Source organism: Dickeya parazeae Ech586 (assembly GCF_000025065.1).
GTDB lineage: Bacteria > Pseudomonadota > Gammaproteobacteria > Enterobacterales > Enterobacteriaceae > Dickeya > Dickeya zeae.
This window is the reverse complement of the sequence record NC_013592.1, coordinates 1,019,023-1,033,400: the sequence shown is the minus strand read 5'-3', so window position 1 is coordinate 1,033,400 and position 14,378 is coordinate 1,019,023. Positions and strand designations below refer to the sequence as shown.

Sequence of the window (14,378 nt, the reverse complement as noted above, 5' to 3'; positions counted from 1 at the left end):
AATGCGTGGCGTTACACAAAACATCTCGCATCAAAAAAGCTGAAAAACAAAACGCCGCGGAAGGAGCAGACAACACTGCACACCTGCCAGCGGCGCTGTAACGAATTGATGAATCAAAAATCCATCAGTTCTTTTTCTTTCTCCGCCAGAGCGGCGTCAATCTTCTTAATAAAACCGTCAGTCAGTTTCTGGACGTCATCCTGAGCGCGACGCTCTTCGTCTTCGCTGATGGTTTTGTCTTTCAGTTGTGCCTTGAGCTTATCGTTAGCGTCGCGACGAACGTTACGCACCGACACTCGCCCTTGCTCTGCTTCACCACGCACCACTTTGATCAGATCTTTACGGCGTTCTTCTGTCAGCGGCGGCAGCGGAACACGGATAACCGTACCGGCAGACATCGGATTCAACCCGAGGTCGGATGCCATGATAGCTTTTTCCACCGCCGGGCCCAAGGTCCGGTCAAATACGGTGACAGCCAGCGTACGGGAGTCTTCCACCACGATATTGGCTAACTGGCGTAACGGGGTTGCGCTACCGTAATACTCCACATGGATACCATCCAGAAGAGTAGGGGACGCTCGGCCAGTACGCACTTTGCTGATCTGGTTCTTGAAAGCCTCTACGCATTTATCCATGCGTGTTTCGGCGTCTTTTCTGATTTCATTAATCACGTTGTGAACCCTTGAAAACTGGTTGCCAGTCAGGTCACGCACGGCGCGCATGACCCAGCGAATCATCGATTGCCAGCAGCAGGCTGGCAATATAGGCGCAATCTTGTGTCACCAAAACAAGATATTACCTTAAATTAGACGTTAGCCGTTATTACTGATCAACGTCCCTTCTTTTTCGCCCATCACGACACGACGCAGCGCCCCTGGCTTGTTCATATTGAACACACGGATTGGCAGATTATGGTCGCGCGCCAGCGTAAAGGCGGCCAGATCCATAACTTTGAGCTCACGCTCCAGTACTTCCTGATAATTCAGTGATTCGTAGAGCGTTGCATTCGGATCTTTAACCGGATCAGCTGAGAAAACGCCATCTACTTTGGTAGCTTTCAATACCACGTCGGCTTCGATTTCAATGCCACGCAGGCAAGCAGCAGAGTCAGTGGTAAAGAAGGGATTGCCAGTACCGGCAGAAAAAATCACCACACGGTTGTTACGCAGCAGGCTGATAGCTTCAGCCCAGCTGTAATTGTCGCACACGCCATTAAGCGGAATGGCCGACATCAGACGGGCGTTGACATAAGCACGATGCAGCGAATCACGCATCGCCAAACCGTTCATCACGGTTGCCAACATCCCCATATGATCGCCCACCACGCGGTTCATGCCTGCTTTGGCCAAACCCGCGCCGCGGAACAGGTTACCGCCACCGATGACTACGCCGACCTGAATGCCCAATTCAACCAACTCTTTTATTTCCTGGGCCATGCGATCGAGAATGCTCGCATCGATACCGAAACCTTCAGCTCCCTGCAGCGCTTCGCCACTCAGCTTCAGCAGGATTCGTTGATATACGGGTTTTGCGTTGGTTGCCATGGTGTTCTTGTCCTAACAGGCTGTCATCGTACTGGGGGTTATTACTGCCACACCCGGCGCACCATTGATAAGGGGCCAGATGCCATGAAATTGCTTGTATCACGAATTACGGGTATCGCGAATAGCTTGGCTGGATAAAAAGGAACCGCCAACTGGCGGCTCCCTTTTTATTAAGACTGTTTGCTCATTGCTGCGACTTCAGCAGCAAAGTCAACTTCAGCTTTCTCGATACCTTCACCCACTTCGTAGCGGATGAAGCTGCTCACAGAAGCGTTGTGCTCTTTCAGCAGTTGGCCAACGGTTTTGTTCGGGTCCATCACGAAGTTTTGACCGGTCAGAGAGATCTCGCCGGTGAATTTACGCATACGGCCTTCAACCATTTTCTCAGCGATTTCGCGCGGCTTGCCGGACTGCATGGCGATATCCAACTGGATCTGATGCTCGCGGGCAACCACGTCAGCCGGTACGTCTTCAGCGTTGACGTATTCCGGTTTGCTGGCAGCGATGTGCATAGCGATGTGCTTGATCAGCTCTTCTTCAGCACCGGTAGCAGCAACCATAACGCCGATGCGAGCACCGTGCATGTAAGAACCCAGCGCGTCGCCAGTCATCACAGCGATACGACGGATGTTGATGTTTTCGCCGATTTTCGCGACCAGCGCAGTACGCTGTTCTTCGAATTTCGCTTTCAGAACGTCAACGTCAGTGATGCGTTCGTTCAGTGCAGCGGTAGCCACTTCTTCGCCAAACGCTTTGAAGCCAGCGTCTTTTGCTACGAAGTCAGTTTCGCAGTTCAGCTCAACGATGATGCCGTATTTGCCATCAGCGGCAATTTTGGTCAGGATCACACCTTCAGCGGCAACACGACCCGCTTTTTTCGCAGCTTTAGCCTGGCCAGATTTACGCATGTTGTCGATTGCAAGCTCGATGTCGCCGTTGGCTTCAACCAGAGCTTTTTTACATTCCATCATGCCTGCGCCGGTACGTTCGCGCAGTTCTTTTACCAGGGCAGCGGTAATTTCAGCCATTATCTTTTCCTCGGTTATCTCGTGGCGGAGATAAGTAAGAGATAAGTAAAAAGGGGGCCTGACAAGGCCCCCTAACCAACATATGTCAATACCTGGTTAATAAGGGCTCAACAGAGCTGGCCTTATTATTCAGCTTCGACGAAGCTCTCTTCTGCCTGAGCAGCCAGATCCTGAGAACGGCCTTCACGGACAGCAGCAGCAACAGCATTCAGGTACAGGCTTACTGCACGAATGGCGTCGTCGTTACCAGGGATGATGTAATCAACGCCATCCGGATCGGAGTTGGTATCAACAATTGCAAATACCGGGATACCCAGGTTGTTTGCTTCTTTGATAGCAATGTGTTCGTGATCGGCGTCGATAACGAACAGCGCGTCAGGCAGACCGCCCATGTCTTTGATACCGCCCAGGCTGTTTTCCAGCTTGTCCAGTTCACGGGTGCGCAGCAGAGCTTCTTTTTTGGTCAGCTTGTCGAACGTGCCGTCCTGAGCCTGAGTTTCCAGATCTTTCAAACGCTTGATGGACTGACGAACGGTTTTCCAGTTAGTCAGCATACCGCCCAACCAGCGATGGTTCACAAAGAACTGGTCGCAGTTGTTAGCAGCTTCTTTTACCGCTTCGCTTGCTGCGCGCTTAGTACCAACAAACAGAATCTTGCCTTTACGGGAAGAAATTTTGTTCAGCTCAGCCAGGGCTTCGTTGAACATCGGTACTGTTTTCTCAAGGTTGATGATGTGAACTTTGTTACGAGCACCGAAGATGAACGGCTTCATTTTCGGGTTCCAGTAACGTTTCTGGTGACCAAAGTGTACGCCAGCCTTGAGCATGTCGCGCATGGAAACAGTTGCCATGATTACCTCTATAGATTAAGTATGGGGTTATGCCTCCACGTGTCCCATTACACCGACCAGAATGGAAAAACCATTACAGGCACCCCGGCGAATGTGTCGACACGTGTGTGTTATACACATAGTGAGTTCAGTTTGAACCGACAGGAACTCAGTCATCTGAAATTCCAGCCGGAACACCGGCGCGCTTTATACCATAAACCGCCCCCGGACACCAACTTTTGTTGCATTCTACCGCTGTAGATCCTGCCTGCGATGACAGTCCCATGAAGGAATGATGATTTGGCAGTGTCAGGCTGGGCTGATACCATAAATCACTATTTACTGACCCTCTTTCGTCGAAACGACGATACCTGCGGACTGAATGCAATGGCAATATCAATAAAAACCTCTGAAGACATCGAAAAAATGCGCGTGGCCGGCCGTCTGGCGGCAGAAGTACTGGAAATCATCGAGCCGTACGTGGTCCCCGGCGTGAGCACCGGTGAACTGGACCGCATTTGCCATGACCACATCACCAACAAGCAAAATGCGATTTCCGCCTGCCTCGGCTATCACGGCTTTCCTAAGTCTGTCTGCATTTCCGTCAATGAAGTGGTGTGTCATGGTATTCCAAGCGATGACAAAATCCTCAAGGACGGCGACATCGTCAACATTGACGTTACGGTGATCAAAGACGATTTTCACGGCGATACGTCCAAAATGTTCATCGTCGGCAAACCGACGATTTTGGGGGAACGCCTGTGCAAAGTGACGCAGGAGAGCCTGTATCTGGCGCTGCGGATGGTAAAGCCGGGTATCCGGTTGCGTACTCTGGGCCGCGAAATCCAGAAATACGTTGAAGCGCAGGATTTCTCTGTGGTGCGCGAGTACTGTGGTCATGGTATTGGCCGCGGTTTCCATGAAGAACCGCAGGTACTGCACTACGATGCCGACGACGGCGGCGTCGTGTTACAACCGGGTATGGTGTTTACCGTAGAGCCTATGGTTAACGCCGGTGATTACCGCATTCGTACCATGAAAGACGGCTGGACGGTAAAAACCAAGGATCGTAGCTTGTCGGCGCAATACGAGCATACTATTGTGGTGACTGAAAACGGCTGCGAAATAATGACGTTGCGTAAGGATGACACCATCCCCAACATCATCACGCATCAGGAATAATTGAGCATAAGCCGGCTAACGCCGGCTTTTTTTGTTTATGGTGGCGCAACATGATCGATAACAACTCCCCGCATGATATCACCGGCTCTCCGCCATCCACGGCTCACCCTATCCCCGCTTCACCGCTGACTTTCACGGATGACATGCTGAAATGCCAGACGCTGAAAACCCATATGGAACAGTTCCAAAACTGGCTGTCGGAGGAATTCAAAGCGGGCGTGAGTGCGGAAGCTCTGATTGATGCCCGCACGCTATTTATCGACCACCTGATGCAACGGCTGTGGCGATTCTATGGGTTTGAATGTACGCCGCAAACCGCACTGGTCGCGGTAGGCGGCTACGGGCGCGGAGAATTGCACCCCCTGTCGGATATTGACCTGCTGGTGCTAAGCCAGCACAAACTCACCGATGTGCAATCCCAGGCTATCGGAACGTTTATCACCCTGCTGTGGGACTTGCGGCTGGAAGTCGGCCACAGTGTGCGTACGCTGGATGAATGTCTGGAAGAAGGACGGGCGGATATTTCCGTCGCCACCAACCTGATTGAATCCCGTATGATTTGCGGCGATGTGGCTCTGTTCCTCATGCTGCAAAAGCACATTTTCAGCGATGCATTCTGGCCATCAGAAACCTTCTTTCCCGCCAAAATAGCAGAACAACGCGAACGCCATCAGCGCTACCACAGCACCAGCTACAACCTTGAACCGGATATCAAAAGCAGCCCGGGCGGATTGCGAGACATCCACACCCTGCTATGGGTGGCCCGTCGCCACTTTGGCGCGACATCGCTTAACGAAATGGTGGGATTCGGGTTCCTGACGGAAGCGGAGCGTAACGAATTGAACGAGTGCCAGAGTTTTCTCTGGCGTATTCGTTTTGCCTTGCATCTGATCCTGCCACGTTACGATAACCGCTTATTGTTCGACAGGCAGCTCAATGTGGCGCAACTGCTGCAATATCAGGGAGAAGGCAACGCGCCAGTTGAGCGCATGATGAAGGATTTCTACCGGATGACGCGCCGGGTCGGTGAACTCAATCAGATGCTGCTGCAACTGTTTGACGAAGCGATACTGGCACTGGATACCAGCGAGAAACCCCGCCAGTTGGATGAAGATTTTCAGTTACGCGGCCAGCTTATCGACTTGCGTGACGAAACACTGTTTGAGCGCAAACCTGAAGCCATTATCCGCATGTTCCACCTGATGGTGCGTAATCAGGAAATCACCGGTATTTACTCAACCACGCTGCGACATTTACGTCACGCGCGCCGTCACCTGAGTCAGCCGCTGTGTACCATACCGGAAGCTCGTAGCCTGTTCATGAACATTCTGCGCCACCCGCGTGCCGTCAGCCGGGCGCTGTTGCCGATGCATACCCACAGCGTCTTGTGGGCCTACATGCCATTGTGGGGCAACATTGTCGGGCAGATGCAATTTGACCTGTTCCACGCCTACACCGTGGATGAACATACCATCCGGGTGCTGCTGAAACTGGAGAGCTTTACCGAAGAAGCGACCCGCGCATCCCACCCACTGTGCGTAGAGCTGTATCCGCGCCTGCCGCAACCGGAATTATTACTGCTGGCAGCACTATTCCACGATATTGCCAAAGGGCGCGGCGGCGATCACTCGGAACTGGGAGCCAAAGATGCGCTGGAGTTCGCCGCACAGCATGGGCTGAACTCACGGGAAGCGCAATTGGTGGCCTGGCTGGTGCGCTGCCACCTGTTGATGTCAGTCACCGCTCAGCGACGCGATATTCAGGACCCTACGGTCATTCAACAGTTTGCCGAACAGGTTCAAAGTGAAACCCGGTTGCGTTACCTGCTGAACCTGACCGTAGCCGACATCTGCGCCACTAACGAAACGCTGTGGAACAGTTGGAAACAAAGCCTGTTGCGCGAGCTGTATTTCGCCACCGAAAAGCAGCTTCGCCGCGGCATGCAGAACTCGCCAGACTTGCGCGAACGGGTGCGTCACCACCGTTTGCAGGCGCTGGCGTTACTGCGTATGGACAATATCGACGAAGAAGCGCTCTACCACATCTGGAGTCGCTGCCGTGCAGACTATTTCCTGCGTCACTCTCCAAATCAACTGGCCTGGCATGCCCGCCATTTACTGGAGCATGATACCAGCAAGCCGATGGTATTAATTAGCCATCAAGCCAGCCGTGGCGGTACCGAAATTTTCATCTGGAGCCCGGATCGCCCTTATCTGTTTGCAGCGGTTGCAGGCGAGCTGGACCGCCGGAATCTCAGCGTACACGACGCCCAGATCTTCACCAGCCGCGACGGTATGGCGATGGACACGTTTATCGTGCTGGAGCCGGACGGCAGCCCGCTGGCACCGGATCGGCATGATATGATTCGCCATGCCATCGAGCAGGCATTGACCCAGCGGGATTACCAACACCCCAGGGTGCGACGCCCCTCTTCCCGGTTGCGCCACTTCAGCGTACCGACGGAAGTCAGTTTTCTGCCAACCCATACCGACAGACGCAGCTACATGGAACTGATTGCCCTCGACCAGCCCGGTCTGCTGGCTCGGGTGGGCGAAGTGTTTGCCGACCTCAACCTGTCGCTGCACGGCGCGCGCATTTCCACCATCGGCGAACGGGTCGAAGACCTGTTTATTCTGGCTGATAGCGAAAGGCGGGCATTAAGCCCCGAATTGCGGCTTAAATTGCAACAACGGTTGACAGAAGCCCTCGACCCAAACGATAAAGTAGCTTCTTAACTATTAAGCTGCGTGCCGCCGTCTGGTATTGGCGGCACGCGGCCTGGTTTGATTAATCACGAAAGAGAAACAGGATGCAGCAATTACAGAACATCATCGAGACCGCATTTGAGCGTCGCGCAGAGATCACCCCGGCCAGTGTGGACGCGGTAACGCGCGAAGCGGTGAATCAGGTTATCAGCCAGTTGGACAGCGGTGCGCTGCGTGTGGCTGAGAAAATCAACGGTCAGTGGGTGACGCACCAGTGGCTGAAGAAAGCGGTGCTGCTCTCTTTTCGCATCAACGACAACCACCTGATGGAAGGTGCGGAAACCCGCTACTACGACAAGGTACCGATGAAATTCGCCGGTTACGACGAAGCGCGCTTCCAGCGTGAAGGGTTCCGCGTCGTCCCGCCAGCCAGCGTGCGCCAGGGGGCGTTTATCGCCCGCAATACCGTGCTGATGCCGTCTTACGTCAATATCGGTGCCTACGTTGACGAAGGCACCATGGTGGACACCTGGGCAACCGTCGGTTCCTGCGCTCAGATTGGTAAAAACGTACACCTGTCTGGCGGTGTTGGCATCGGTGGCGTACTCGAACCGTTACAGGCTAACCCGACCATTATTGAAGACAACTGCTTTATCGGTGCGCGCTCTGAAGTCGTAGAAGGCGTGATCGTCGAAGAAGGCTCGGTGATTTCGATGGGTGTCTTCATCGGCCAGAGCACCAAAATTTACGATCGTGAAACCGGCGAAGTACATTACGGCCGCGTACCGGCTGGCTCGGTGGTCGTTTCCGGCAACCTGCCATCTAAAGACGGCAGCTATAGCCTGTATTGCGCCGTGATCGTGAAAAAAGTAGACGCGAAAACCCGCGGAAAAGTGGGCATTAATGAGTTATTGCGCACTATCGACTAATACCACTATCGACTAAACTGAATGGCGGGTAAGCAACCCGCCATTTTTTTTACGGCATCCCGCCGTCACGACCAACAGTACTGGCCCAGTTTTTCAGGCCGACGTAAAACAAGAAAGGTGGTGTTATGTACGACAATCTGAAAAGTCTTGGGATTTCCAACCCGGAAGATATCGACAGGTACAGTCTTCGTCAGGAGGCCAACAACGATATTCTGAAAATTTACTTTCGCAAGGATAAAGGGGAATTCTTCGCTAAAAGCGTCAAATTCAAGTATCCGCGTCAGCGTAAAACCATCGTGGCAGACAATGCCGGGCAGGGTTACAAAGAAATCAACGAGATCAGCCCCAATCTGCGTTATGTCGTGGATGAGCTCGATCAGATTTGCCAGCGAGATCAGGTTGAAGTGGATTTGAAACGCAAGATTCTGTCCGACCTGCGCCATCTGGAAAGCGTAGTCACTAATAAGATCAGCGAAATCGAAGCCGATCTTGAAAAACTGACCCAACGCTAAGCAATCAGGCATCCCGATTGCTATTGAGGCTGATGCCGTATCACAAACGCGGTTTGTGATACCACAACCACATGCCAGCCATACAAGAAACGGGGCCATCAGGCCCCGTTTTCACAACCTGAATACAGACAGTCATTACGCCGCCAGCATCGCCGCCCAGGACTCTACCCATGGGCAGGACACCACTTCCGGCTCCGGATGCTCAGCCGCGTCGATCTCCAACAACTCGCCGACACGTTTTGCCCCCATCTCCTGTAGCAGTGCATCAAACTGATGCCCACCACCACAGAAGGTATCGTAGCTGCTATCGCCCAACGCAATCAGCCCATAATGCAGGTCTGGCTGATAACCGACTTTTTCGCGCAACCCCTCATACAGCGGCAGGATAGACTCAGGCAAGTCCCCTTGTCCGGTGGTAGAGGTCACTACCAGTACCGTTTGCTGACTGTAAGCCAGCCAGTCATCCACTGAAGCATCCTCAAAAATTTTCACCTCGTGTCCATGAGCCTTGAGAATGCCTTCCGCTTCTTCCGCAACCAGCAACGCGTTACCGTATACGGTGCCAACAAAAATACCCACTTGCGCCATGACGCTGACTCTCCTTTTTTACGCTGACGTCAGGTTGCTATCCTGACCCGACGCCAATGGAAACTCAACCCTTTCAACATCAGGGAGATGGCCTTGCCAGCCAAACTGCGTCATTACGCCTTGCCATGCCTCATCCCAGCGCGCTGTGATAACCAGTGGCTCGTTAGTCACCGGATGGATAAGCGATAACTGGCTGGCATGCAGCATCAACCGGGCACAACCAAAGTGCGCTGCCATACCACGATTCTGACGAAGGTCGCCGTGGGTCGTATCCCCAATGATGGGATGACGCAAATGCGCCATATGTCGCCTCAGTTGATGCTTACGGCCGGTTTTAGGGGTTAACTCCAGCAGGCTGTAACGGGCGGTGTCATAACGCCCGATAGCTACAGGCAGTTCGGCATGGGCCAACACCCGATAATGGCTAACGGCTGGCTGCGGCGCTTTATCCGGGTCGGCGTATTTATCGGCGATGCGGTCCAGCTCTTCCGTCAAAGCATAATCAATGACACCATCGTCCATCACGTAGCCACGTACCACCGCGTGATACATTTTCTCCATCTGATGTTGCTCAAACTGCTGCGCCAGCAGGCGTGCCACATCAGACGATAACGCCATTAACAACACGCCGGAGGTTGGGCGATCGAGGCGGTGTACGGTAAACACATGCTGGCCAATCTGGTCGCGCACCGTTTGCATCACCACCACTTTTTCTTTGCGATCCAACCAACTGCGATGTACCAGCCAACCCGATGGTTTATTTACCGCTATCAGATGCTCATCCTGATAAACAATCTCCAGCATCCTTATTCCTCAAACAATGTGTCAAGCACACGCAGTTGCGTCAGCAACTCACCCACCTCATCCGCACGCCCATCGAACGCCACCTCGAAATAAGGCAGAATCGCGAGCCGGGTCGGCAACGGCGCATTACCATCCAGCAATGCATGCATACGCGGTAAAAAAACCCACTGCAGCCACTGTTCCGCCGCCATCGTATCGATACAGAACGGCTCGTGGCTGGCAAATGCGGCTTCATCAGGCGCAGAAGACTGCCATAGCGGGCTCGCTTTCAGCGCACGCTCAATAGCAAACAGCGATTGTCGAATCTGAATCTCTACACTCATAGGTCCGGTTCTCATCAGACGCAATTACAGGGCGGCAAAGCATAGCATCGTTACCGTATTCTGGCATCTCGATCCCCTGCACCAGCGATATCAACCACGACAGGCGAGATAATACAGACGGGATAAAACTGACAACAATCACCGCCTCCCAAGGAGGTGGTTTAGGGCTGAAAACGAAAAGAGGGAACCGATTTCTCGGCTCCCTCTTAGTTCGTTTGCAGCAATCCCGCTACCTTGTTGCTTCCCTGCTCGTCCTTGAAAACTTGTCCTTTATGGTCGTCCTAACCCACAATCCTTGCTGGCGATCCCTCTTTCGTCCATGACGTTCGATCCTTCACAATCATCCGTGATCCCATTCCTTTAGGCTCCTGCCCCACCGGCATTCCCAGGCCGGCTCTCATTCTCCTTCCTGGAGGTGTCCCTTATTTCATCCTGAAAAAAGAGTCTGGCTGTAACAACGTTTACGCGTCCCGCCCTCCTGGCATGGTCGACATAACCTGTTACCGTGTTACGAAACTGAATAATAAGATGTATTAATTAAAGCGAATCAGCAAGCCACCCAAATGCCACAATAGCCATACAAAAAGTGCGTCTTGATGACGATTGCCATTAATTCATTAATTAATAATACAAAAATTGAATGGAAATCTTAGTTTAATATTAAAGATAAGAGATCGCTTACACACAATGTAAGAGATCTCTCACACGCCGAAAAGCGAAACGCGATTCAGCATTATGGAATCAATGGCAACAGCTTATACAGAAAATCAGTCAGATTCGGTGACAACACCCGACGCTGGCGTGTACCAAATTCTTCCAGCACCACTTCGCCACTCAGGTTACATAAAGAGATTAGCGACATTTCAGAATCCGTTGTCCCCAAAAACAATGTAGGTGACAATTTTAGTCGTTTTTGTGTCAAAAGATGACCAATCAGATTCTCCTGCAGACGAACGACATCATCCTCGCTCCAGGCCTGAAGCAGCGTGAAATCCAGTTCCTCAAAACGTGCCGTCATGTCACCGGCAAATTGGCTGGAGTAAAAAGCATGAATATCAGGATGTAACTGAATCTCCAGAGCCTTCTCAACACCATCCAGTTGCACAAATATGGCTGGCGTCTGTGGCAACCAGTGCACCTGGTTTTCCAATGTTGCGACAATACAGGGTGAAGCCACGCCGTACAGCTCATCGCTCGCTGGGGGGTGCCCGGTTTCTCGTTGCCATAGCTCGACATAATGCCGGGTGAACACACTCAGCGCCTGTGATACCTGCTGCTCCATCTTGCCTCTCACTCTGTACCGGTTAACTGCTACTGGCACGCATTTTATCCTGATTATGGTGCCCGTCGTCGACAGAATACGCATCAAAGTGCGTAACGCCACGCAACTTTAACCGTTGGAGCATTCGCATACCTTGGCAAAAGACTACGCGACACGTTAAGGTGAGGTATCAGAGAAACATACCACACAAACGCATTGAACCCGTGTTGGTCCCGGTTATCTCGTATCGGCATCGTGTTGTATCTGCACGATATTGCATCAACCCGGTATTGTCTCAACACATAAGTCTGATAACTGTATGGTTTTATGAGTGTATGGATTTATCAATGAACTACACAAAAGTCTTGAACAACTGTAGCCGCACACTGCGTTTCAGGGAGTAGTATGATCACACATATCAGCCCATTAGGGTCCATGGATTTACTGTCGCAGTTGGAAGTCGACATGCTGAAAAGCACCGCCAGCAGCGATCTTTACCGGTTATTCCGCAACTGTTCCCTCGCCGTACTGAATTCCGGTAGTCAGACGGACAACAGCAAGGAGTTGCTCTCCCGCTACGAGGATTTCGACATCAACGTGCTGCGCCGTGAGCGTGGCGTCAAACTGGAACTCGTCAACCCTCCCGAAGAGGCGTTTGTTGATGGGCAAATTATCCGCTCGCTGCAAGCCAACCTGTTCGCGGTGTTGCGTGACATCCTGTTTGTGAACGGTCAGATAGCAAACGCCGGTCGTTATCAGAATCTGGATCTTGAAGACTCCACCCACATCACCAATCTGGTGTTTTCCATTCTGCGTAACGCCAGAGCCTTGCACGTCGGCGAGGAGCCGAATCTGGTTGTATGCTGGGGTGGTCATTCCATCAATGAAAATGAATACCTGTATGCCCGTAAAGTCGGCAGCCAGCTGGGTTTACGCGAACTGAACATCTGCACCGGCTGTGGTCCGGGCGCGATGGAAGCGCCAATGAAAGGTGCCGCCGTAGGGCATGCCCAGCAGCGCTACCGGGATGGGCGTTTTATCGGGATGACCGAGCCTTCCATCATCGCGGCTGAGCCACCTAACCCGTTGGTGAACGAACTGATTATCATGCCGGATATTGAAAAGCGCCTGGAAGCCTTTGTCCGCATCGGCCATGGTATCGTGATTTTCCCCGGCGGGGTGGGTACGGCGGAAGAATTCCTGTATTTGCTGGGGATCATGATGGACCCGAGCAATAGCGAGCAGGTGTTGCCGATTATTCTTACTGGTCCACGGGAAAGCGCCGACTACTTCCGGGTGCTTGATGAATTCATTGTCAGTACGTTAGGCCGTCAGGCTCGCCGCTATTACTCCATCATCATTAACGATGCGGCCGAAGTCGCCCGGCAGATGAAGAAAACCATGCCACAGGTGAAAGAGCACCGTCGCCACACCGGCGATGCCTACAGTTTCAACTGGTCGCTGCGTATCGCGCCAGACCTGCAGCTGCCGTTTGAGCCGACGCATGAGAACATGGCGAACCTCAATCTGCATCCCGACCAGCCCGCCGAACAGCTGGCTGCGACGTTGCGCCGGGCTTTTTCCGGTATCGTGGCCGGTAACGTCAAAGACGCAGGTATCCGCCTGATTGAAGAATTCGGCCCTTACAAGCTACACGGTAATGCCGACATCATGAAAAATATGGACCAGCTATTGCAGGACTTTGTCTCCCAGCAGCGCATGAAACTGCCCGGCAGCGCCTATGTGCCATGCTATGAAATCTGTTCCTGACCATCCGTCAGCCACCGGCATTAGCCGGTGGCGACCACTCACATGATCACCGCTTATGGCCGTACACCTATTGATTGTCGACGCGCTCAACCTGATAAGACGCATTCATGCGGTACAGGGCTCGTCTTGTCTGACCGCTTGTCAACATGCGTTGAATCAGTTGCTCCAGCACAGTCGACCCACCCACGCCGTTGCCGTTTTTGACGACGAACATCGCGACCAGAGCTGGCGCCACCAGTTGCTACCGGAGTACAAGGCCGGGCGCGCACCTATGCCAGAAAATTTGTCGTATGAGTTACCGCAGATAAGAGAGGCTTTTCTGGCGCTCGGGGTCGCTAGCTGGCACTCGCCAGGCAATGAAGCGGACGATCTGGCCGCGACGCTTGCCAGCAAAGTCGCCGCCCAAGGGCACCAGGCCACTATTGTGTCGACCGACAAAGGCTACTGCCAGTTACTGGCCCCCACCCTGCGCATTCGGGATTACTTTCAAAAGCGCTGGCTGGATGTCCCGTTCATCCAACAGGAGTTTGGCGTGCAACCAGCGCAGCTACCGGATTACTGGGGGCTGGCGGGTATCAGCAGCAGCAAAATACCCGGCGTCAGCGGCATTGGACCAAAAACGGCCGCACAGTTGCTACAACAGGCAGGCTCGCTGGAAGCGTTGTACCAGCAGTTGGAACAGATACCGGAGAAATGGCGCCGCAAGCTCGAATCTCAACAAGAGATGGCTTACCGTTGCCGTCAGGTTGCAACACTCAGAACCGATTTGGTACTGAACGGCAACCTGCAGCAATTACGCCTGCCTGCATCGGGTTAGACGCAGGGTCAGGAAGCGTAAGTAGGGATGTCGTCGGGCCGTTGGCGCAGTGGCGTCTTGCGGCCAACGGCAATCCTGTCACACA

The 14,378-nt window shown here is 53.0% G+C and carries 14 protein-coding genes; 6 read left to right on the top strand and 8 right to left on the bottom strand.

Annotated elements, in window-relative coordinates; all coding sequences use genetic code 11:
• Nucleotides 1-113: 113 nt before the first annotated feature.
• The 4 genes from frr to rpsB form a co-directional block, all read right to left on the bottom strand.
• The gene (gene frr / locus DD586_RS04670; protein WP_012883663.1) at nucleotides 114-671 is read right to left on the bottom strand and encodes a ribosome recycling factor; all 558 of its coding nucleotides are present in this window, start codon (nucleotides 669-671) and stop codon (nucleotides 114-116) included.
• A 141-nt stretch (nucleotides 672-812) separates the two neighbouring features.
• A complete protein-coding gene (gene pyrH, locus DD586_RS04665) occupies nucleotides 813-1,544 on the bottom strand; it encodes a UMP kinase (protein ID WP_012883662.1) in 732 nt (243 codons plus the stop codon).
• Nucleotides 1,545-1,714: 170 nt separating this feature from the next.
• Complete coding sequence (gene tsf, locus DD586_RS04660; RefSeq protein WP_012883661.1) at nucleotides 1,715-2,572, bottom strand: translation elongation factor Ts; 858 nt, start codon at nucleotides 2,570-2,572, stop codon at nucleotides 1,715-1,717.
• Between the two features lie 125 nt (nucleotides 2,573-2,697).
• A complete protein-coding gene (rpsB, locus tag DD586_RS04655) occupies nucleotides 2,698-3,423 on the bottom strand; it encodes a 30S ribosomal protein S2 (RefSeq protein WP_012883660.1) in 726 nt (241 codons plus the stop codon).
• A 366-nt stretch (nucleotides 3,424-3,789) separates the two neighbouring features.
• On the opposite strand from rpsB, the gene map reads away from it, so the two are divergent.
• The 4 genes from map to DD586_RS04635 all read left to right on the top strand — a co-directional run bounded on the left by map (nucleotide 3,790) and on the right by DD586_RS04635 (nucleotide 8,730).
• Entirely contained in the window at nucleotides 3,790-4,584 is a 795-nt protein-coding gene (map, locus tag DD586_RS04650; protein ID WP_012883659.1) for a type I methionyl aminopeptidase, read from the top strand.
• Between the two features lie 50 nt (nucleotides 4,585-4,634).
• The gene (glnD, locus tag DD586_RS04645; RefSeq protein WP_012883658.1) at nucleotides 4,635-7,319 is read left to right on the top strand and encodes a bifunctional uridylyltransferase/uridylyl-removing protein GlnD; all 2,685 of its coding nucleotides are present in this window, start codon (nucleotides 4,635-4,637) and stop codon (nucleotides 7,317-7,319) included.
• Between the two features lie 74 nt (nucleotides 7,320-7,393).
• Entirely contained in the window at nucleotides 7,394-8,218 is an 825-nt protein-coding gene (gene dapD, locus DD586_RS04640) for a 2,3,4,5-tetrahydropyridine-2,6-dicarboxylate N-succinyltransferase (protein ID WP_012883657.1), read from the top strand.
• Nucleotides 8,219-8,343: 125 nt separating this feature from the next.
• Entirely contained in the window at nucleotides 8,344-8,730 is a 387-nt protein-coding gene (locus tag DD586_RS04635; protein ID WP_012883656.1) for a DUF3461 family protein, read from the top strand.
• A 135-nt stretch (nucleotides 8,731-8,865) separates the two neighbouring features.
• Here DD586_RS04635 and DD586_RS04630 read toward each other — a convergent pair whose 3' ends face one another.
• From DD586_RS04630 to syd, 4 genes are all read right to left on the bottom strand, one after another.
• Nucleotides 8,866-9,318: a flavodoxin gene (locus DD586_RS04630; protein ID WP_012883655.1), complete on the bottom strand. Its 453-nt coding sequence runs from the start codon at nucleotides 9,316-9,318 to the stop codon at nucleotides 8,866-8,868.
• 18 nt (nucleotides 9,319-9,336) lie between these two features.
• On the bottom strand, nucleotides 9,337-10,122 hold the full coding sequence (gene truC, locus DD586_RS04625; RefSeq protein WP_012883654.1) for a tRNA pseudouridine(65) synthase TruC: 786 nt from the start codon (nucleotides 10,120-10,122) through the stop codon (nucleotides 9,337-9,339).
• Between the two features lie 2 nt (nucleotides 10,123-10,124).
• Nucleotides 10,125-10,445 carry a YqcC family protein gene (locus tag DD586_RS04620; protein ID WP_012883653.1) on the bottom strand — a complete coding sequence of 107 codons (321 nt, stop codon included), beginning with the start codon at nucleotides 10,443-10,445 and terminating at the stop codon, nucleotides 10,125-10,127.
• A gap of 733 nt (nucleotides 10,446-11,178) precedes the next feature.
• Nucleotides 11,179-11,727 carry a SecY-interacting protein gene (gene syd / locus DD586_RS04615; RefSeq protein WP_012883652.1) on the bottom strand — a complete coding sequence of 183 codons (549 nt, stop codon included), beginning with the start codon at nucleotides 11,725-11,727 and terminating at the stop codon, nucleotides 11,179-11,181.
• Nucleotides 11,728-12,111: 384 nt separating this feature from the next.
• Here syd and ppnN point away from each other — a divergent pair, with 384 nt between their 5' ends.
• Together ppnN and xni are read left to right on the top strand one after the other, a co-directional pair.
• Nucleotides 12,112-13,476, top strand: coding sequence for a nucleotide 5'-monophosphate nucleosidase PpnN (gene ppnN / locus DD586_RS04610; RefSeq protein ID WP_012883651.1), 1,365 nt, complete (start codon nucleotides 12,112-12,114; stop codon nucleotides 13,474-13,476).
• A 55-nt stretch (nucleotides 13,477-13,531) separates the two neighbouring features.
• Nucleotides 13,532-14,293, top strand: coding sequence for a flap endonuclease Xni (xni, locus tag DD586_RS04605; protein WP_012883650.1), 762 nt, complete (start codon nucleotides 13,532-13,534; stop codon nucleotides 14,291-14,293).
• Nucleotides 14,294-14,378 lie beyond the last annotated feature (85 nt).